The sequence below is a fragment of the Pseudonocardia charpentierae genome (genome assembly GCF_031845345.1).
Taxonomy (GTDB): domain Bacteria; phylum Actinomycetota; class Actinomycetes; order Mycobacteriales; family Pseudonocardiaceae; genus Pseudonocardia; species Pseudonocardia charpentierae.
Window position 1 is genome coordinate 95641 of sequence record NZ_JAVREJ010000017.1, and the last position, 19101, is coordinate 114741.

Annotated in this window: 21 protein-coding genes; 15 read left to right on the forward strand and 6 right to left on the reverse strand. The window is 71.6% G+C overall.

Annotated features, from left to right (window positions below):
• Window positions 1-40: 40 nt before the first annotated feature.
• From RM445_RS22290 to RM445_RS22315, 6 genes are all read left to right on the forward strand, one after another.
• Entirely contained in the window at window positions 41-2146 is a 2106-nt protein-coding gene (locus tag RM445_RS22290) for an adenylate/guanylate cyclase domain-containing protein (RefSeq protein ID WP_311558770.1), read from the forward strand.
• 94 nt (window positions 2147-2240) lie between these two features.
• Window positions 2241-2804, forward strand: a complete 564-nt coding sequence (locus RM445_RS22295; protein WP_311558771.1) for an RNA polymerase sigma factor — start codon at window positions 2241-2243, stop codon at window positions 2802-2804.
• Window positions 2805-2853: 49 nt separating this feature from the next.
• The gene (locus RM445_RS22300) at window positions 2854-3549 is read left to right on the forward strand and encodes a hypothetical protein (protein ID WP_311558772.1); all 696 of its coding nucleotides are present in this window, start codon (window positions 2854-2856) and stop codon (window positions 3547-3549) included.
• The gene (locus RM445_RS22305; protein WP_311558773.1) at window positions 3546-4109 is read left to right on the forward strand and encodes a DUF6529 family protein; all 564 of its coding nucleotides are present in this window, start codon (window positions 3546-3548) and stop codon (window positions 4107-4109) included. The genes RM445_RS22300 and RM445_RS22305 overlap by 4 nt, the downstream gene beginning before the upstream one ends.
• Before the next feature lie 26 nt (window positions 4110-4135).
• Window positions 4136-4597 carry a Rieske (2Fe-2S) protein gene (locus tag RM445_RS22310; RefSeq protein ID WP_311558774.1) on the forward strand — a complete coding sequence of 154 codons (462 nt, stop codon included), beginning with the start codon at window positions 4136-4138 and terminating at the stop codon, window positions 4595-4597.
• A gap of 275 nt (window positions 4598-4872) precedes the next feature.
• Window positions 4873-5163: a DUF1540 domain-containing protein gene (locus tag RM445_RS22315; RefSeq protein WP_311558775.1), complete on the forward strand. Its 291-nt coding sequence runs from the start codon at window positions 4873-4875 to the stop codon at window positions 5161-5163.
• 4 nt (window positions 5164-5167) lie between these two features.
• On the opposite strand, the gene RM445_RS22320 is transcribed toward RM445_RS22315, so the two are convergent.
• Entirely contained in the window at window positions 5168-5629 is a 462-nt protein-coding gene (locus RM445_RS22320) for a P-loop NTPase family protein (protein ID WP_311558776.1), read from the reverse strand.
• Window positions 5630-5764: 135 nt separating this feature from the next.
• On the opposite strand from RM445_RS22320, the gene RM445_RS22325 reads away from it, so the two are divergent.
• Window positions 5765-6925 carry a macrolide family glycosyltransferase gene (locus RM445_RS22325; protein ID WP_311558777.1) on the forward strand — a complete coding sequence of 387 codons (1161 nt, stop codon included), beginning with the start codon at window positions 5765-5767 and terminating at the stop codon, window positions 6923-6925.
• A 6-nt stretch (window positions 6926-6931) separates the two neighbouring features.
• Here RM445_RS22325 and RM445_RS22330 read toward each other — a convergent pair whose 3' ends face one another.
• Window positions 6932-7471 carry a phage holin family protein gene (locus RM445_RS22330; protein WP_311558778.1) on the reverse strand — a complete coding sequence of 180 codons (540 nt, stop codon included), beginning with the start codon at window positions 7469-7471 and terminating at the stop codon, window positions 6932-6934.
• Between the two features lie 84 nt (window positions 7472-7555).
• On the opposite strand from RM445_RS22330, the gene RM445_RS22335 reads away from it, so the two are divergent.
• Window positions 7556-8677 (forward strand): winged helix DNA-binding domain-containing protein, encoded by a 1122-nt coding sequence (locus tag RM445_RS22335; RefSeq protein ID WP_397469384.1) that lies wholly within the window; start codon window positions 7556-7558, stop codon window positions 8675-8677.
• A gap of 1 nt (window position 8678) precedes the next feature.
• On the opposite strand, the gene RM445_RS22340 is transcribed toward RM445_RS22335, so the two are convergent.
• Window positions 8679-9185, reverse strand: coding sequence for a CAP domain-containing protein (locus RM445_RS22340; protein ID WP_311558780.1), 507 nt, complete (start codon window positions 9183-9185; stop codon window positions 8679-8681).
• A 233-nt stretch (window positions 9186-9418) separates the two neighbouring features.
• Between RM445_RS22340 and RM445_RS22345 the strand changes: the two genes are divergently transcribed.
• Together RM445_RS22345 and RM445_RS22350 are read left to right on the forward strand one after the other, a co-directional pair.
• The gene (locus RM445_RS22345; RefSeq protein WP_311558781.1) at window positions 9419-9739 is read left to right on the forward strand and encodes a DNA-formamidopyrimidine glycosylase family protein; all 321 of its coding nucleotides are present in this window, start codon (window positions 9419-9421) and stop codon (window positions 9737-9739) included.
• Window positions 9676-10341 (forward strand): DNA-formamidopyrimidine glycosylase family protein, encoded by a 666-nt coding sequence (locus RM445_RS22350; protein ID WP_311558782.1) that lies wholly within the window; start codon window positions 9676-9678, stop codon window positions 10339-10341. Before RM445_RS22345 ends, RM445_RS22350 begins: the two co-directional genes overlap by 64 nt.
• A 29-nt stretch (window positions 10342-10370) precedes the next feature.
• On the opposite strand, the gene glgA is transcribed toward RM445_RS22350, so the two are convergent.
• On the reverse strand, window positions 10371-11552 hold the full coding sequence (glgA, locus tag RM445_RS22355; RefSeq protein WP_311558783.1) for a glycogen synthase: 1182 nt from the start codon (window positions 11550-11552) through the stop codon (window positions 10371-10373).
• Window positions 11549-12787: a glucose-1-phosphate adenylyltransferase gene (gene glgC / locus RM445_RS22360; RefSeq protein ID WP_311558784.1), complete on the reverse strand. Its 1239-nt coding sequence runs from the start codon at window positions 12785-12787 to the stop codon at window positions 11549-11551. Before glgC ends, glgA begins: the two co-directional genes overlap by 4 nt.
• A 336-nt stretch (window positions 12788-13123) precedes the next feature.
• On the opposite strand from glgC, the gene gap reads away from it, so the two are divergent.
• Genes gap through tpiA form a run of 3 tightly spaced genes read left to right on the forward strand, consistent with a single transcriptional unit; the run spans window position 13124 to window position 16133 of the window.
• The gene (gap, locus tag RM445_RS22365) at window positions 13124-14140 is read left to right on the forward strand and encodes a type I glyceraldehyde-3-phosphate dehydrogenase (protein WP_311558821.1); all 1017 of its coding nucleotides are present in this window, start codon (window positions 13124-13126) and stop codon (window positions 14138-14140) included.
• On the forward strand, window positions 14137-15366 hold the full coding sequence (locus RM445_RS22370) for a phosphoglycerate kinase (protein WP_311558785.1): 1230 nt from the start codon (window positions 14137-14139) through the stop codon (window positions 15364-15366). The genes gap and RM445_RS22370 overlap by 4 nt, the downstream gene beginning before the upstream one ends.
• A complete protein-coding gene (tpiA, locus tag RM445_RS22375; protein ID WP_311558786.1) occupies window positions 15363-16133 on the forward strand; it encodes a triose-phosphate isomerase in 771 nt (256 codons plus the stop codon). The genes RM445_RS22370 and tpiA overlap by 4 nt, the downstream gene beginning before the upstream one ends.
• A gap of 79 nt (window positions 16134-16212) precedes the next feature.
• On the opposite strand, the gene eno is transcribed toward tpiA, so the two are convergent.
• Window positions 16213-17499: a phosphopyruvate hydratase gene (gene eno / locus RM445_RS22380; RefSeq protein WP_311558787.1), complete on the reverse strand. Its 1287-nt coding sequence runs from the start codon at window positions 17497-17499 to the stop codon at window positions 16213-16215.
• 327 nt (window positions 17500-17826) lie between these two features.
• Between eno and RM445_RS22385 the strand changes: the two genes are divergently transcribed.
• Window positions 17827-18567 (forward strand): phosphoglyceromutase, encoded by a 741-nt coding sequence (locus RM445_RS22385; protein WP_311558788.1) that lies wholly within the window; start codon window positions 17827-17829, stop codon window positions 18565-18567.
• 4 nt (window positions 18568-18571) lie between these two features.
• Window positions 18572-19093, forward strand: coding sequence for an RpiB/LacA/LacB family sugar-phosphate isomerase (locus RM445_RS22390; RefSeq protein ID WP_311558789.1), 522 nt, complete (start codon window positions 18572-18574; stop codon window positions 19091-19093).
• Window positions 19094-19101 lie beyond the last annotated feature (8 nt).

A 19101-nucleotide genomic window follows, 5' to 3' on the forward strand; every position in this document is an offset into this window, starting at 1 on the left:
GCTTGCGCTGGGCCCTAGGGTCGGCCCACGAGGGGGTGGCATGGCGACGAGAGGCGTCCCTGTCCGTTTTGCGGTGTGGTTGTTCCACCTGGCGCTGCCGCTTCTCGGGCTGTGGCTGCTGCTGGCCGTGCCGTCCACGGACCTCCTCGTCGAACACCATCCGACCCATTTCTGGCTGGTCGCCCTCGTCGCCGGGGTGAACGTGGGCCTCGCGCTCGTCGTCGACCGAGCGGCACAGCGCCACGAGGATCCGCGGCTGCTGCTCGTCGGGCTCGGGTTCCTCGCCGCGGCCCTGTTCTTCGTGCTGCACGCGCTCGCCACGCCCGGGGTGCTGCTCGACAGCCGCAACGGCGGGTTCGCGCTGGCCACCCCCGTCGGACTCGCGCTGGGAGCCCTGTTCACCGCGGCGTCCGCGGTGGAGTTCTCGCCCGAGCGGGCGCAGCGCGTGCTGCGCATCGGGCCGTGGCTGCGCTCCGGGATCTACACCCTCGCCGCGGTGTGGGGGATCTTCTCCCTCGCCGGCCTGCCGCCCCTGCGCGACCCGGCGATCGCGGAACGGCTGAGCGGCCCGCTGATCGCGATGACGGCGGTGTCGGTGGTGCTCTACGTCTTCGTCGCCGTCCGCTTCTACCTGCTCTACCGCCGTCGGCGTTCGGTGATGCTCCTGTCGATCATCACGGCGAACATCCTGCTCGCGGAGTCGATGGTCGCCGTGGCGCTGTCGGTGAACTGGCGCCTCACCTGGTGGCTGTGGCACGTGCTGATGGTGCTGGCCTTCGGCTACGTCGCCTACAGCGCGTACATCGGTTACCGGCGCGAAGGCGCCACGACCGGGCTGTTCGACGGGGTGCGTACGGAGGAGACCGTCCGCGCCGTCCGCGCCGAGTACGAGGCCGCGTTGGAGACGCTGGTCGGCGCGCTGCGCCGGCAGGAGGCGGGCGAGATCTCCGCGGACGAGATGAGCCTGATCACCGCCGGGATGGAGAGCCGGTTCGGGCTCACGGAGGGGCAGACGGCGGTGCTCGGCCGTGCGGCGGACGCGTTGCGCACCGAGCGCGAGCAGATCGGCCGGCTGGACACGCTCGTCGCCATCGGGCACGAGTCCAGGGTGCGGATGGCGGAGCAGGACCTGTTGCAGCGCGCCGTGCGGCGGGTCGCCGACGGCTTCGGGGGCGACGGCGTCCGCGTCGGCCTGCTCGGCGGCGGGCACCTGCGGTTCCCGGACGAGCTCGCGACGGATCCGAGCTGGCTGGTGGGCGCCGACGTCGCGCGGCGAGTGGAGGCGTCCGTCGGGGAGCGCGGGGGGATGGAGCCCGTCACGCTCGACCCCATTGGATCTGACAGGGCGATCCTCGCCTGCCCGCTGACGGTCAAGGACAAGCCCGCCGGGGTGTTGCTGACCCGCAGGCGGAACGGGTTCTCCGAACGCGACCGGTCGTTGTTCGCCTCGCTGGCCAGCCAGCTCTCGATGGGTATGGAGAACGCGCGGCTCTACCACCAGCTCGACGGGCTGTTCCGCGTCTACATGTCCCCGGACGTCGCGACGGCCCTGCTCGCCGACCCCGAGCAGGCGGCGCTCGGTGGGGCGGTCGTGGAGGTGACGGCCCTGTTCGCGGACCTGCGCGGGTTCACCGGCTTCTCCGAGCGCTCCACGCCGGAGGAGATCGTCGTGATGCTCAACCAGTACTACGAGCACGCCACCACCGCGATCCTGCACGAGGGCGGCACCGTGGTGCAGTTCGTCGGCGACGCCCTGATGGCCCTGTTCAACGCCCCCGCCCGCCAGGACGACCATCCGGTCCGGGCGGCGCGTGCCGCGCTCGCCATGCAGGCCGCCGTCGAGGCCACGGCCGCCGCATCGCCCGGGTGGCCCCGCTTCCGGGTGGGCATCAACACGGGCCCCGCGCTGGTGGGCAACATCGGGAGCACGGCGTTCCGCAGCTTCAACGCGATGGGCGACGCCGTGAACGTGGCGGCCCGCCTGGAGTCGGCCGCCCAGCCCGGGCAGGTCGTGATCGGCGAGTCGACCCGGGCGCAGTTGCCTGCCGACGCCGCCGTCGAGCCCCTCGGCGAGCTGGCCGTCAAGGGCCGCCGCAGCGTCGTGGTGGCGTACCGGCTGTTCGGACTGGAGCGGCCGGGGGGGTAGAGCGGCCTGGGGTGGAGCGGACTGTGTCGAAGTACCGGTTCGCACCGGTAGCGAGGCCTGCTGGCTGCGCGCGATCCCGAGCACGCTCAGCGCCATGAGCCAGAGCATCTGTGATCGTCCGTGTGCCGGGTTGTGCCGCCCCGAGGGGTTCGCCGCAGCCCACCGCGCGAACCGGTCGTGGCTGCTCGCCCGCGCCCGCACCCTCCTCGGCGATCCCGGGGCGGCCGAGGACGCGGTGCAGGAGACGTTCTTGCGCGCGTGGGGGGCGTGCCGGGCCTTCGACCCGTCGGCCGGACCGTCGCTGGGCACCTGGCTCGGCACGATCGGGCGCAACGTCGCCGTCGACATGCTCCGCGCCCGGTCCGTCCGGCCTCGGCTCACCGCCGAGGTGGACGACGCGACCGACGGCGCCTGCACCGTCGAGGCCGTCGACGCCGCCCTGCAGCGGATGGTGCTGGTCGACGCGCTGTCGCAGGTCAGCCCCGAGCACCGGGGCGTTGTGCTGCTCGCCGTGGTGCGGGACCGTCCCTACGCCGACGTCGCCGCCGCACTCGACATCCCGGTGGGCACGGTCAAGAGCCGCGTGCACCACGCCCTGCGCGGCATGCGCCGCAGCCTGGGTCATCCCAGCCTCGATCGAACCGTGCTCGCGGCCTGACCGTGTAGACCGACAACGGTCTGCGCACGCCCGTTCACCAGGAGAAGACATGAAGAAGTACGCGCCTCTCGCCACACTCGTGGCCGTCGTCCTCCTGGGCGCCGGGCTCCTGGTGGCGAACATGCTCAGCAATCCCGCCAACCAGACCACCGCCGCCGCCCCGGCCGCCCCGGCCGCCTCGGCTGCGGCGGCGGTTGCACCGGGCGATCCAGCCGCGGCCGCCGCGGAGCCCGCGCCTGCTCCGGCGCCGGCGGAGCCCGCCGTGGTCGAGAAGGCCTACACGGGCCGCTCGGCAGGCAACGAGGTGACCGTCGCCATCGCCGTCAAGAACGGCAAGGCCGTGGCCTACGCCTGCGACGGCAAGAAGACCGAGGCATGGCTGGAGGGCACGCTGACCGGCGACAGCCTCTCCCTCTCGGGTAAGACCAGCAGCATCACCGCCACGCTCGACGACAAGGCCTCGTTCGGCACGGTCACCGTCGACGGCAAGGAGTGGCCCTTCTCGGCCAAGGGCGTGGCGTCGCCCGCCGGGCTCTACGAGGGCCGCGGCAACGTGGACGGCGTCGCCGCGCGGGTCGGGTGGATCGTGCAGGAGGACGGCTCGGTGACGGGCGTCGAGAACGCCGGCGGCTCCCCGAAGCCCGCCGCTCCGCTCGACCCGACGAACCTCGGCGCGACCATGAGCGACGGCAGCCCCGTCACCGTGACCGCGCTCGACGGCGCCTCGACGGTGGTGCAGCGATGAGTCTCCCGGCAGCTCGCAACCGGCACGGACGCAACGGGCAGATCCGTGCACTCGTCATCGCCTTCGGCGTCGGCTCGCTCTTCGCCGTCGGCCTCGGTGTCTACGGCAGCACGCACGAGCCGACGTTCTTCGCGCTCAACGTCGCGGGGTTCTCGAGCGGCATTGCCGCCAAGGCGTGGCTCGCGACGGGCGCCTTCGTGCTCGCCGTCGTGCAGCTGGTCTCGGCGCTGATCATGTACGGCCGGATCCCGGTCCGGGCGCCGTCGTGGATCGGGGCCCTGCACCGCTGGTCCGGGCGGGTGGCGGTGCTGCTGACCGTGCCCGTCGCGGTGCACTGCCTCTACGCGCTCGGCTTCCAGGCCGGTGAGCCGCGTGTGCTGGTGCACTCGCTGTTCGGGTGCTTCTTCTACGGCGCGTTCGCCGCGAAGATGCTCGTCCTGCGCGCCGACACCCCGAAGTGGACCCTGCCGGTGCTCGGCGGGGCCGTGTTCTCCGCGCTCACCGCCCTGTGGTTGACCGCGTCCGTGTGGTTCTTCGCCACGTCCGGCCTGACGTTCTGACCCCACCACACCCCCAGGAGCCGATCATGGAACAGACTCCCGTCACCCGCCGGGCCGTCGTCGCCGGAGGCTGTGGCCTCGCCGCCGCAGCCGCCCTGACCGCGTGCGCGGGCTACGACGCCAGCGGCCCGGTCACGGCGCCAGCTCCGTCGGCCGCGCCGAACGAGGCGGCAGGAACGGCGGGAGGTACTGCGGCCGGTGCCGGTGCGGTCGCGGCCGTCGCGGACGTCCCCGTCGGCGGCGGGATTGTGCTCGCCGCCCAGGACCTGGTCGTGACCCAGCCGGTCGCGGGCACGTTCAAGGGCTTCAGTGCAACCTGCACCCACCAGGGCTGCAAGGTCAACGAGGTGGCCGGCGGCACCATCAACTGTCCGTGTCACGGCAGCAAGTTCGCGGTGGGGGACGGGGCACCGACCGCGGGCCCGGCCAAGAAGCCGCTGCCGGAGAAGCCGGTGACGGTGGAGGGCACCTCCGTCGTCTTGGCGTGAGATCGTCGCCTGGATGGCCGCCCTGCCACGGGTGCCGGCTCGGCGTAGCCCCCGAACGGGTGATGAGCCTGGTGGTTCGGGCGCACGCACACCGGGACGGCGGCTGGCGCAGGGTGGGGATGCCGGCGAAATCCCAGGTCACCGACCATGATCAGGACCTGATGGCGTCTTGTGTGCGTGCCCTGCCTGAGCTATAGGTAAGCCTCTGTTGCCTGGACGATCATGGTCGCTTGATGCAGGCTCAGTCGCGTACTAACCGACCGTTCGGAGGAATCATGACCGCGACCCAGAGCATGCCCCAGATCCAGGAGTGCTCGGTCACCGCCTGCTCCTACAACTCCGACACGAGCTGCCACGCCGGGGCGATCACCATCGCCGGCGACCACGCGCACTGCGGCACGTTCGTCGAGATCTCCTTCCGGGGCGGTCTGGACCGCACCGGTCTCGTGGGTGCGTGTCACCGCTCGGAGTGCAAGTACAACGAGAAGCTCGAGTGCACGGCGGCCTCGGTGCGCGTCGGTGCCGGCGCGGACGCGGCGGACTGCCTGACCTACTCGGCCCGCTGACGAGTCAGGACTCGATGACGGCCGGGTCGACCGCGGCGCCGAGCTTCTCCGCCTGAAGCGTTCCGTCGAGCCCGGCGCGGAGAGCGCCGTCCGCGACCGCGAGTGCGGCGACCGGATCCACGTCGTCGACCAGTACGGCGGCGCCGCCGTCGGCCAGTGCGCGCAGCTCGGCGAGAACCACCCGGCGGTCCGTGGCGTCGAGCCCGTCCGTGAGGCGGGCCACGAGCACGATCGCGGGGCGGTGTTCTGCTGCCTGCGCGAGCGCGGCGCACCGCTCTTCCGCAGTGCGCGCCGGCCCGGACGTCACTGTGAGGACGCCGCCCATCGGCGACCCGCCGGGGCGGCGGGCCGTCGCGGCGTCGAGGAGTTCGATGACGTCGCGCCGCGCATCGCTCGGGCCGAGGAGCACGGTGACCTGGCGGAAGGGCAGTCGCAGCCCGCGCGACGGCTCTGCGGTGATTGACATCGAACGCTCCCTCCGGACAGTGAGGCAAGGCTAACAACCCAGTCGGTAAGGGTCCATACGTCTTAGTCAGGTCTGGGATTTCTCCCGGGTTCGACGCCCCGAAGCGAGCGCCCCGAGTACGGGCATCCTGGTCGGGTGGACCGCCATCTCGCGTTCGTCAGCCTGCCTGCTCACGGGCACGTGACCCCGACGCTGCCGGTCGTCGCCGAGCTCGCCCGTCGCGGCTGGCGCATCAGCTACGCGACCGGTGAACAGTTCGGCTTCGAGGTCGAGAAGGCGGGCGCGACACTCGTCCGCACCTCGACGCCGGCGCCTGCTGCGCCACCGCCGACGGTGACCGGTCCGGCCGTGGTCGCGTCCTTCCTGCAGCGGATCGTCGTGGACGCCCGCACCTCGCTGCCGGTGTTGACCGCGCACTTCCGCGCCGACCCTCCACGCGCGGTCTGCTACGACGCCACCAGCCTCGCCGGCCGGATTCTCGCGGCCGAGACCGGCGCCGCGGACGTCGCGCTCCTGCCGACGTTCGCCACCAACGAGCGCTCGTCGCCGTTCGCCCGTGCGGGCGCACCGCCCCCGGAGATCCTCGCCGTCGTCCGCGAGATGGCCGACCTGGCCGCAGCGCACGGTGTCGAGCTGCAGCGGGGCGTCGGGATTCTCGCCCCCGCCTCCCTGAACGTCGTCTTCGTGCCGCGGGAGTTCCAGCCGGGCGCCGACACCTTCGACGGCCGGTTCCGGTTCGTCGGCCCGTCGCCCGGCACCCGTGAAGACGACGGAGGGTGGTCACCGCCGGACGAGCCGGTGCTCTTCGTCTCGCTCGGCACCGCCTTCAACGACCGCCCCGAGTTCTTCCGGACCTGCCTGGAGGCGTTCGCGGACCGCGGGCCCGTCGCGATGGCGGTCGGGCAGCACGTCGGCGTCGACGGTCTAGGTGCGATTCCCGGCAACATCGACATCCGGCCGTGGTTCCCACAGCCCGCGGTGCTGCGCCACGCCGCGGCCTTCGTCTCCCACGCCGGCATGGGCTCGACCATGGAGGCGCTGTACTACGGCGTCCCGCTGGTGTGCGTGCCGCAGATGCTCGAGCAGGAGGCGAACGCCGGCCGCGTCGCGGAACTGGGCCTGGGCGTGCGTCTGGACGCCGCCGGGATCACCGCCGCCGATCTGCGCACCGCCGTCGACGCGGTGACGACAGACGCGGCGATGCGGACCGCCCTCGACCGGATGCGGACCGCCGTGCGCGGCGCGGGTGGGGCGGAGGCGGCGGCCGATGCGATCGAGGCGCACCTGACCACCTGACTGAGGTCAGCCGGACGTCGCCTCGGTCACGGCCGCGACGTCGGCCTTCACACTCTCAAGGGTGCGCTCCGGGACGGGCGGCCCGACGAGACGCACCTGCTCGGCACCGGCCTTCGCCAGCACGGCCGCGCCGCCGCCGAGCACCGCGGTGGCGACCGCGGCCGACGTCGTCGGCGGCAGGAAGCGGTCCAGTAAACGGACCAGCACGACCGCGGAGGTGCCGGCCGCCAGCGCGCCGAGGACGGCCGCGCCCCCGAGCATCCCGGCGGCCGGTCGGAGGGCGAGCGCCTTGTCGGTCATCTCCTGACGTGCACTGGCCACCTCGCCCTGCACCAGCGACTGGACGTTGTCCGTAAGCCGGCGCAGCAGGTCACCCGTCGAGTCGCCGGAGGGATCAGGGCGCTGGTCCGCGGGCGGCACGGTCGCCGACGCATCGCCGATCGAGGCGGTGGCGTCGACGTTCCCGGCCGGGCTGGGCACCGGTGCAGCGGGGTCGACGTCCGGTATCGGGGTGTCTCGGCCGGCAGGGGTCGGTCCGGTGGTCATGGCACGTCCTCTCGTCGGTTACGGCTTGCCCCGGTCGGCCCGGCACAAACAGCCGCGGTAACGAGAACGTGCCGCGATGTCATGATGCCGCCTGTGGCGGACGGGACAGTGCTGAGCGCCCGCGCGCTCAACCGGGCCCTGCTCGCCCGCCAGCACCTGCTCACCCGGACCGGCGGATCCGCGCTGGACCTCGTCGAGCACCTCGTGGGGTTCCAGGCGCAGGAACCGCAGGAGCCCTACGTCGGCGTCTGGTCCCGGCTGGACGACTTCGTGCCCGCAGACCTCGCGGACCTGCTCGAGCAGCGGACCGCGGTGCGGGTGCTGCTCATGCGCCGCACGCTGCACCTGGTGTCGGCCCGCGACTGCTTGGCCCTGCGCCGACTGCACGACCCGATGCTGGTCGCCCGGATGCGCGGCACCCTCGGCCGCCGCCTTCCCGACGTCGACGAGGCCGCACTGGCCGCTGCCGCCGAACCCCTGTTCGCCGCTGCGCCGAGCACGTTGACGGAGGTGGCCATGGCCGTCGGCCATCGGTGGCCGCAGGCAGCTCCCCGCGATCTCGGCGACGCGCTGAGCACGTTGCTCACGCTCGTGCAGGTACCGCCGCGCGGATTGTGGCGGCAGACCGCGCCCGCGAAGAACACGACCATCGGCGCCTGGCTCGGTGCCGAGCCCGCAGAGCACACGCCCGACCTCGCCGAGGCTCTTGTGCTGCGCTACCTGGCCGCGTTCGGCCCTGCGGCGACGGCCGACGTTCGGGCCTGGTCCGGCCTGACCGGGCTGCCCGCGGTGGTGGCCCGGCTGCGTCCGCGACTGCGGACGTTCCGCGACGAGCGGGGACGCACCCTGCTCGATCTTCCCGACGCCCCGCTGCCCGACCCCGAGACCCCGGCGCCCGTCCGATTCCTGCCCGCGTTCGACAACGCCGTGCTCGGCTTCGACGACCGCTCCCGCATCGTCGACGACGCGGACCGGGGGCTGTCCGTGCAGGGCGCGCGGTTCCTGTTGGTCGACGGACGGGTCGCCGGCACGTGGACGATCACTCGCGCCGGCGACACGTCGCACGTGGTCGTCGCACCGCACCGGCGTCTGACCGCTGCGGAACGCGACGACCTCGTCCAGGAGGGGACGCGCCTGGCGGTGTTCCTCTCCGACGGTGACCCGGCGAGCGAGGTGCGGCTCGGTGACCCGCCGGGCGACGAGTGACCTACCCGCGTCCGAAGTCCTGAGTCCAGTAGACGCCGTAGGTCGACCCGGGGTCGGTGGCCACTCCGACGCCCATGTCCTTCGCCGAGCAGTCGAGGATGTTGCGGCGGTGTACCGCACTGTCCATCCACCGGCTCAAGGTCGCCTGGGCGGTCGAGTTGCCGGCGGCGATGTTCTCCGAGCGTGGCGTGGGATGGCCCGCGGCCTCCATCCGCGTCGCGAAGCCGGCGCCGTTGCGGTCGGTGTGGCTGAAGTAGTCGTTCGTGGCCATGTCGGCACTGTGCTTGCTCGCTGCCGACGTCAGCCGGGGGTCGAGGCGCACGTCGGCGCAGCCGGCCTTTCGGCGCTCGGCGTTGACCAGCGTCAGCATCTGCTCCGCCGCCGATGCGGCGGTGGCCGCTTCGGCGGTGGGCGGCCCGACCAGCCAACCGATGCCTGGAACGGTGCCGGGCAGGGTGAGGAACAGCCCGGCGAGCAGGGCTGTGGGGATGACGCGGGCAGCACGCATGGATCTCCCGGGCCGGGGCCGACGGAGGCGCCATCCGGTCGGTGGCCGGAGGGGGGAGCGACTTCCGCGGTATTGCGGCCTGTCTCCTTGAGCGTCATCACTCTACGTCAAGCAGCTAATTACACCAAGTAGTCGCGGCGCGTCGGCGTCGTCGATCCGCGGACGGCCGCCCCGGCACGACGACCGGTGAGGACACCGCGCACCGTCGGTGGCCGTGGCCGACACTGGTGATCGTGCCCGAGCTCCCCGAGGTCGAGAGCGCCCGCGCGACGATCGAGCGGGCAGCGCTGGACCGGACGATCGCCGACGTCGACGACCACGACACCTGGGAGTGCCGGCCACACGCTCCCGGCGACATCCGCGCCGCGCTGGTCGGCCGCCGGCTCACCGCGGCGTACCGGCAGGGCAAAGCGTTGTGGTGTGAGACGGGGCCGTCAGGCGAAGCCCCTCTACGCAACCGGGGCATGTCTCGAAGCCGGCGAGCCTGGCGGTGCCGGAGACCTCCGGGACCGGCGACGGAGCCGGGCAGGTGCTCGGCCTGCACCTCGGGATGAGCGGCCGGATCCTCGTCTCCGACCCGGCGGGCGGCCTGACCGAGGGCGGCGACCGCGTCACGGGCAGCGTGACCGGCGGCGCGGCCGAGCAGGCCGACCGGCGCCCCGAATGGACCCGCTTCAGCATCACGTTCGACGACGGCGGCACGCTGCGCCTGTTCGACAAGCGCCTGTTCGACAAGCGCCGGCTCGGCCGGGTCCGCCTCGACCCCGACCTCACCGTGCTCGGGCCCGACGCCGCCCGGATCAGCGCTGCCGCGTTCCGGGAGCGGGTCGGACGCGGCACCGCCGCGGTCAAGGCGCGGCTCCTGGACCAGTCGGTGCTCGCGGGCGTCGGGAACCTGCTCGCCGACGAGACGCTGTGGCAGGCGCGGATCGACCCGCGCCGCCCAGCCGACGCTCTGAGCGCCGACGACCTCGCCGCCCTGTACCGCGCCCTGCGGGCGGCCACCCGTGCGGCCATCCGGTACGGCGGGGTGCACACCGGCACCGTGATCGCGCACCGGCACCCGGACGGCCACTGCCCGCGGTGCGGCACCGCGATGCAGCGGGCCACCGTCGGCGGACGGACCACGTGGTTCTGCCCTCGCGAGCAGATCTGACCCGACTGAGGCATGGCGGCGGCGGCCCGCTACTTGCCGTGGGCGGCCACGGTCGACTCGTACAACTCGGCGGTCTGCTGGGCGATCTTGCCCCAGTCGAACTGCGACTGCGCGCGCTCGCGGCCCGCGGTGCCCATCGCCTTCGCCCGGTCGCGGTCGCGGGTCAACGCGTTGATCGACTCGGCTAGGGCGTCCGGGTCGTCCGGGGGCACCAGCAGCCCGGTCTCCCCGTCCGCCACCACCTCCGGGATACCGCCGACCTTGGACGCGACGACGGCCGTCCCGCAGGCCATGGCCTCCAGGTTGACGATCCCCAGCGGTTCGTAGACCGAGGGGCAGGCGAAGAGCGTCGAGTGCGACAGCAGCTGGATGACCTCGCGCTTGCTCAGCATCCCTGAGAGCCAGATGACGCCCGAGCGGGTCTTGCGCAGCTCCTCGACCAGACCCGCGACCTCCGCGCCCAGCTCGGGCGTGTCCGGAGCGCCCGCGCACAGCACGAGCTGCACCTCCGGGTCGAGGTGCGCCGCCGCCCGCAGCAGCACCGGGACGCCCTTCTGCCGGGTGATCCGCCCGACGAACACCACCGACGGCTTGCTGGTGTCGACGCCGTAGCGCTCGAGGACGTCGGTGGCCGGGTCGGGGGAGTACTGCTCGGCGTCGATGCCGTTGTAGACGACGTGCACCTTGGCCGGGTCGACGGCCGGATAGTTCGACAGAACGTCCGCGCGCATTCCTTCCGACACGGCGATGACTGCGGCCGCGCCCTCGATCGACACCTTCTCCGCCCACGACGAGAGCGCGTAGCCGCCGCCGAGCTGCTCGGCCTTCCACGGCCGCTGAGGCTCCAGCGAGTGCGTGGTGACGACATGCGGGATCCCGTGCAGCAGCCCGCCGAGGTGCCCGGCCAGGTTGGCGTACCAGGTGTGGGAGTGCGCGAGCTGGCAGCCGTCGAGTGCGGCGGCCATCGACAGGTCCGTCGAGAGGGTCTGCAGGGCGGGGTTCGACTCCGACAGCAGGCTCCACGGGCTGTGTGCGACGGCGGTCGTCCGCGGTTTGCCCTGGCAGTGCACGGTCAGGTCGACGAACGGCGCGAGTTCGCGTGCCAGGTACTCCACGTGCACCCCGGCGCCGCCGTAGACCTCCGGCGGGTACTCACGGGTCAGCAGCGCGACCTTGAGCCGGTCCGCCGCGTCGTCGGTCGGCCCGCTCACTTCAGCACCTCCACGCCCTTGCCGATCACGGTGACGCCTGCTTCGGAGACGGCGAATCCACGGGCCCGGTCCTCGTCCTTGTCGACACCGATCTCCACGCCGTCCCCGACACGGACGTTCTTGTCGAGGATCGCGTTGCGCACGACGGCCCGTCGACCGACGTCCACGCCGTCCATCAGCACCGACCGGTCGACCGACGCCCAGCTGTGCAGGTGCACACCCGGCGACAGCACCGACTCGTTCACGGACGCCCCGGAGACGATCACACCGTTCGACACGATGCTGTCGATCGCCTTGCCCACCCGGTCGCCGTCGTTGTGCACGAACTTCGCCGGCGGGCGCGAGGGGATGTGGGTGAGGATCGGCCACCGCTCGTTGTAGAGGTTGAAGGCCGGGACCACGTCGCAGAGGTCCATGTGGGAGTCGAAGTACGAGTCGATCGTCCCGACGTCGCGCCAGTAGCGCTCGCCTCCTGCGGCCTCGCCGGGGACCTCGTTCGACTGGAAGTCGTAGACCTGTGCGGCGCTCTGCGCGGTGAGCATCGGGACGATGTTGCCGCCCATGTCGTGCTTGCTGTTCTCGTCGGCGGCGTCGGTGTGCAGGGCGTCGAGCAGCGCCTCGGTGCTGAAGACGTAGTTGCCCATCGACGCGAACGTCTCGTCCGGCCTGCCGGGCAGCCCGGGCGGGTCGGCGGGCTTCTCGAGGAACGCCTCGATCTTGCGCCCGTCGTCGGCCGTCTGGATCACCCCGAACGCGGAGGCCTCGCGGCGCGGCACGGGGATGCCGGCCACGGTCACCCCGGCACCGCCGTCGAGGTGCTGCTCCCACATCTGCCGCGGGTCCATGCGGTAGATGTGGTCGGCGCCGAAGACGATCACCAGGTCCGGGCGCTCGTCGTGGATCAGGTTCAGCGACTGGAAGATCGCGTCCGCCGAGCCGGTGTACCAGCGCGGACCGAGCCGCTGCTGCGCCGGCACGGGGGTGACGTAGTTGCCCAGGAGGTTCGACAGGCGCCAGGTCATCGTGATGTGCCGGTCGAGGCTGTGGCTCTTGTACTGGGTGAGTACCGCGATCTTGAGAACGTTCGCGTTCACCAGGTTGGACAAGGCGAAGTCGATCAGCCGGTAGAGACCGGCGAACGGCACTGCGGGCTTGGCCCGGTCGTTGGTCAGCGGGGCGAGCCGTTTGCCCTCGCCGCCGGCCAGGACGATGCCCAGGATCCTCGGTTCGGCCATCTGCACTCCTTTGCGCCGCGTAACCCCGGCGGACCGGGTGGTTCTCGGACCCATCCTTGCGGAGGATCGCAGTGCGGCGCAGCGTCGGGGAGCGCCGCTCCCGCTGGCCGGTGGTACGAGTTGGCAGCCAGTTCACCTGTGAATCACCGCCTTGCTCCGCTGCGGCGCTGATTCACAGGACATGCGTTGGCCCCGATCGTGTGCCCGTTCACCGGGAGTCGATCTTCTCCGCCTCCGGCCGGTCTGCTGGACTGTGCCCGCGGCGACCGGCCTGCGGCAGTCGGCTGCCCGCACCCAGAAGCAACCGAAGAGCAGTTCATGGAGGAGCGAGAGAACATGACGGTCCGGGTAGGCGTGAACGGGTTCGGGCGGATCGGCCGCAACTTCTGGCGTGCGGTGGCGGCGCAGAAGGCGGCGGGGACGTCGGACATCGAGATCGTGGGTGTCAACGACATCACCGACAACAACACCCTGGCGCACCTGCTGAAGTACGACTCGATCCTGGGCCGGCTGCCGGGCGACGTCTCGGCGACCGACGAGGAGATCGTGGTCGACGGCAAGGGCTTCAAGGGCCTGGCCGTGCGCGACCCGGCGCAGCTGCCGTGGAAGGACCTCGGCGTCGATGTGGTGATCGAGTCGACGGGTCTGTTCACCAAGCGCGACGCGGCGGCCAAGCACCTGGAGGCGGGTGCGAAGAAGGTCATCATTTCGGCGCCGGCCAGTGGTGAGGACATCACCGTGGTGATGGGCGTCAACGACGACAAGTACGACGGTTCCCAGGACGTGATCTCGAATGCGTCGTGCACGACGAACTGCCTGGGGCCGTTGGCGAAGGTGATCGATGATCTGGCGGGGATCGAGCGGGGTCTGATGACCACGATCCACGCCTACACCCAGGATCAGAACCTGCAGGACGGGCCGCACAAGGATCTGCGCCGGGCGCGGGCGGCGGCGATCAACATGGTGCCGACATCCACGGGTGCGGCGAAGGCGATCGGGTTGGTGTTGCCGCACCTGCAGGGCAAGCTCGACGGGTACGCGATCCGGGTGCCGGTGCCGACCGGGTCGGCGACGGATCTGACGGTGACCGTCCGCAACGAGGTCTCGGTTGCGGAGATCACCGACGCGTACCGGGCGGCGGCGGATTCGGCGCCGCTGAAGGGCTACCTGAAGTTCACCGATGCGCCGATCGTGTCCAGTGACATCGTGACCGACCCGTCGTCGTGCATCTTCGACTCGGGGCTGACGAAGGTGATCGGGAACCAGGTCAAGGTCGTGGGCTGGTACGACAACGAGTGGGGCTACTCGAACCGGCTGGTCGACATCGCCGGGCTGGTGGCGTCCAAGCTGTGAAGACCCTCGACGACCTGGTCGCCGAGCTCGACGGGGATCCGGCGAAGGGCCGGTGCGTGTTCGTGCGCGCCGACCTCAACGTCCCCCTGGACGGCACGACCATCACCGACGACGGGCGCATCCGCGCCTCGGTCCCCACCCTGCAGAGGTTGCGCGACGCCGGTGCGCGGGTCGTCGTCGCCGCGCACCTCGGCCGGCCGAAGCCCGGTGCGGACAACTCCAAGTACTCCCTCGGCCCGGTCGCGTCCCGTCTGGGCGAGCTGCTGGGCACCGACGTCGCCCTCGTGCAGCACGGCGAGGAGGCGAAGGCGGCCGTCGACCGGCTGACCTCCGGCGGTGTGGTGCTGCTGGAGAACATCCGCTTCGACCCGCGGGAGACCAGCAAGAACGACGACGAGCGGGGCGAGCTGGCCGGTGAGCTCGCCGCGTTGACCGGGACGCAGGGCGTCTTCGTCTCCGACGGGTTCGGCGTCGTGCACCGCAAGCAGGCCTCGGTCTACGACCTGGCCCGCGAGCTGCCCGCCTACGCGGGCGAGCTGGTGCTCACCGAGGTCGAGGTGCTGCGCAAGCTGACCCACGACCCGGAGCGGCCCTACGCCGTGGTGCTCGGCGGGTCGAAGGTCTCCGACAAGCTGCAGGTGATCGAGTCGCTGCTGCCGCAGGTCGACTCGCTGCTGGTCGGCGGCGGGATGTGCTTCACCTTCCTCGCCGCCCAGGGGCTGGGGGTCGGCGACTCGCTGCTGGAGGAAGACCAGATCAACAGCTGCCGTCGGCTGCTGGAGTCCGGCAAGGTCGTGCTGCCGGTCGACGTGGTGGTCGCTGACGACTTCTCGGCCGAGGCCAACACCCGCACGGTGCCGGTCGAGAAGATCCCCGACGGGTGGAAGGGCCTCGACATCGGGCCCGAGTCCGTCGCGGCGTTCGCGCAGGTGCTCGCCAGCGCGAAGACCGTGTTCTGGAACGGCCCGATGGGCGTGTTCGAGCTGGCCCCGTTCGCCGAGGGCACCCGCGGCGTCGCCCAGGCCATCGTCGACACGACGGCGGGCAAGGGGGACGGGACCATCGGGTTCAGCGTGGTCGGCGGTGGCGACTCCGCCGCGGCCGTGCGCGCGCTCGGCCTGCCCGAGGACGGGTTCTCCCACATCTCGACCGGCGGCGGGGCGTCGCTGGAGTACCTGGAGGGCAAGGTCCTGCCCGGAATCGCAGTCCTGGAGGAACGGAAATGAGCCGCCGTCCGCTGATCGCGGGCAACTGGAAGATGAACCTGACGGTGCCGGAGGCGGAGGATCTCGTCCGCAAGCTCGTCGGGAACCTGCCCGGGGACCTGCACCAGCGGGTGGACGTCGCGGTGCTCCCGCCGTCCCCGCTGCTCGCCGCGGTGAAGGCCGTGCTGAGCACCGAGGACCCGTTCGTCATGGTCGGCGGGCAGGACCTGTCGCCGCACGACAAGGGCGCCCACACCGGCGACGTGTCGGGCCCGATGCTGTGCTCGGTCGGCTGCCGGTACGTCGCCGTCGGCCACTCCGAGCGCCGCACCGACCATGCCGAGGACGACGCGCTGGTGGGGGCCAAGGTCGCGGCGGCGCTGCGGCACGGCCTCACCCCGATCCTGTGCGTGGGGGAGGGGCTCGACGTCCGGGAGGCCGGCAACCAGGTCGAGCACACGCTCGCCCAGGTCGACGCGGCGCTGGACGGGGTCTCGGCGGACGACGCCGCCGGGGTCGTGATCGCCTACGAACCGGTGTGGGCGATCGGCACCGGCAAGGTCGCCACACCGGACGACGCCCAGGAGGTGTGCGGGGCGATCCGTGGGCGGCTCCGCGAGCTCTACGACTCCGCGGTCGCGGAGCGCGTGCGGATCCTCTACGGCGGGTCGGTGAACGCCAAGAACGTCGGAGAGCTGATGGCGCAGCCGGACGTCGACGGCGGGCTGGTGGGCGGCGCGAGCCTGGACGCCGACGGGTTCGCGGCGCTCTGCAAGAACGCCGGCTGACAGCAGGCCCTGTCCGAGCGAACGCGGCGTTGGGTAGATCTGACTTACCCAACGCCGCGTTCGTTCGTTCCGTGCCGGGTCAGCCGGCGGGGGTGTAGCGGGGGAACGCCAGATCCCCCGCATACCGGGCGGCGTCGCCGAGGGATTCCTCGATGCGCAGCAGCTGGTTGTACTTCGCCACCCGCTCCGACCGGGCCGGGGCGCCGGTCTTGATCTGCCCGCACCCGGTGGCCACGGCGAGGTCGGCGATGGTGGTGTCCTCGGTCTCCCCGGAGCGGTGCGACATCATGCACCGGTAGCCGGAGTTGTGGGCCAGGGTGACCGCGTCCAGGGTTTCCGACAGGGTGCCGATCTGGTTGACCTTCACCAGCAGCGCGTTCGCCGCCCCCCGGGTGATGCCCTCCTCGAGGCGTTCGGGGTTGGTGACGAACAGGTCGTCCCCGACGATCTGCACCCGGGAACCGATCTGCGAGGTCAGCGCGATCCAGCCCTCCCAGTCGTCTTCGGACAGCGGGTCCTCGATCGACACCAGCGGATAGCCGTCGACCAGCTCGGCGTAGACCGCGACGAACTCCTCCGACGAGAGTTTGCGGCCCTCATAGGAGTACACCCCGTCGGAGAAGAACTCCGTCGCCGCCACATCCAACGCCAACACCACATCGCGGCCCAACGTGAACCCGGCCTTGTCGACCGCGCGGGCGATCACATCCAACGCCGCGGTGGTGCCGGGCAGGTCCGGGGCGAACCCGCCCTCATCGCCCAGCCCGGTGGCCAAACCTTCGCTCTTGAGCACGCTCTTGAGGGAGTGGTAGACCTCCGCGCCCCACCGCAACGCCTCCTTGAAGCTCTCGGCGCCGATCGGGGCGACCATGAACTCCTGCACGTCCACCGACGAATCCGCGTGCGCCCCGCCGTTGATGATGTTCATCATCGGCACCGGCAACACGTGCGCGTTCGGGCCGCCCACATACCGGAACAACTCCAGACCCGATGATTCCGCGGCCGCCTTCGCCACCGCCAACGACACGCCCAGCAGGGCGTTCGCCCCGAGGCGGCCCTTGCCCGGGGTGCCGTCGAGATCGACCAGCCGCTGGTCGATCACCCGCTGGTCGGTGGCCTCCATCCCGGTCAGCTCCGGGGCGATCTCGTCCAACACCGCCGCCACCGCCTTTTCCACGCCTTTGCCGCCGTAGCGGGACTTGTCCCCGTCACGCAGCTCGACCGCCTCGTGTTCCCCGGTCGAGGCCCCCGACGGCACCGCCGCCCGGGCCAACGTCCCGTCGTCGAGCGCGACCTCCACCTCGACCGTCGGATTCCCCCGCGAGTCGAGGATCTCCCGCGCCCCGACCTGCTCAATGTTCGCCACGTGTACCCCCAGGGGCCGGGGCGGTCCACCGGCGTGGCGCCGGGACCGCGCTTGCTCGCCGTCGACCCGGCACGGGTGATCCCGGCCGGGAGTCCCCGGACCCGGGGACCGCGAGCGGCGAGCGTACCCGTGGCTGCGGTGACCTGGTGTCACGTCGACCGGTGAACGGAAGTCGATCTCCCGGAGTCGATCTGTGCCAACGACATCGGCGCCGGTCGCGGACCTGCGGATCGCGGCATCCGACTCCGTCACCCGACCGGTGAGAAGACGCTCCCGTTCACCAGAAGTGCGCGCGACACGGTGTGCAACCGCTGGCACGCTGACGCCATGGCGACCCTCGTGCTGCTGCGCCACGGACAGAGCGACTGGAATCAGAAGAACCTCTTCACCGGCTGGGTGGATGTGCCCCTGTCGGCCACAGGGGAGGCCGAGGCACGCCGCGGTGGAGAGCTGATGGCCGAGGCGGGCCTGCTCCCCGACATCGTGCACACGTCGCTGCTGCGCCGGGCGATCTCGACGGCCAACCTCGCGCTCGACGCCTGCGACCGGCACTGGATCCCCGTCGTCCGCAACTGGCGGCTCAACGAGCGCCACTACGGAGCCCTGCAGGGCAAGGACAAGAAGCAGACCCTCGCCGAGTTCGGCGAGGAGCAGTTCATGCTGTGGCGGCGGTCGTACGACGTGCCGCCGCCGCCGATCGAGCCGGGCAGCGAGTTCTCCCAGGAGGGCGACCCCCGCTACGCGGACCTGGGCGCCGACCTGCCGGCCACGGAGTGCCTGGCCGACGTCGTCACGCGGTTCCTGCCGTACTACGAGGGCTCGGTGATCCCGGACCTGCAGGCGGGCAAGGTCGTGCTGCTCGCCGCGCACGGCAACTCGCTGCGGGCGTTGGTGAAGCACCTCGACGGCATCTCGGACGAGGCGATCGCGGGGCTGAACATCCCGACCGGGATCCCGCTGCGCTACGAGCTGGACGACGACTTCAAGCCGATCACACCAGGCGGGGAGTACCTCGACCCCGATGCGGCCAAGGAGGCCGCCGCGGCGGTCGCGAACCAGGGCCGATGAAACTGTGACCGACCCGGACACGACGCACCCACCCCGCGCTGCGCGCGAGGCGGTCGCCCCGCGCCGGTTCAGAATCGCGCTGGCCAGTGACCACGCCGGCTATCCGTTGAAGGAAGAGATCAAGGCCATCCTGGACGGCCACGAGCTCACCGACTTCGGCACGCACAGCACCGACTCCGCCGATCTGCCCGACTTCGTCCTTCCGGCCGCCCGCGCGGTGTCGGACGGCGAGGTCGACCGGGCGATCCTCGTCGACGGTGTCGGCTACGGCAGCGCGATGATCGCCAACAAGTTGCCGGGGGTGTTCGCAGCGGTCTGCCAGGACCCGTTCTGCGCCGGGCTCGCCCGCTCGCACTCCGACACGAACGTGCTCTGCCTGGGTGGCAAGATCATCGGATCGGCCCTCGCGCTGGAGATCGTGCGGGTCTGGATGACGACGGACTTCCTCGCCGACGAGCCGAAGTACAAGGCGCGCGTCGACAAGGTCGTGCAGATCGACGAGACCTACGTCCATCGCCCGCACTGACACGCCGT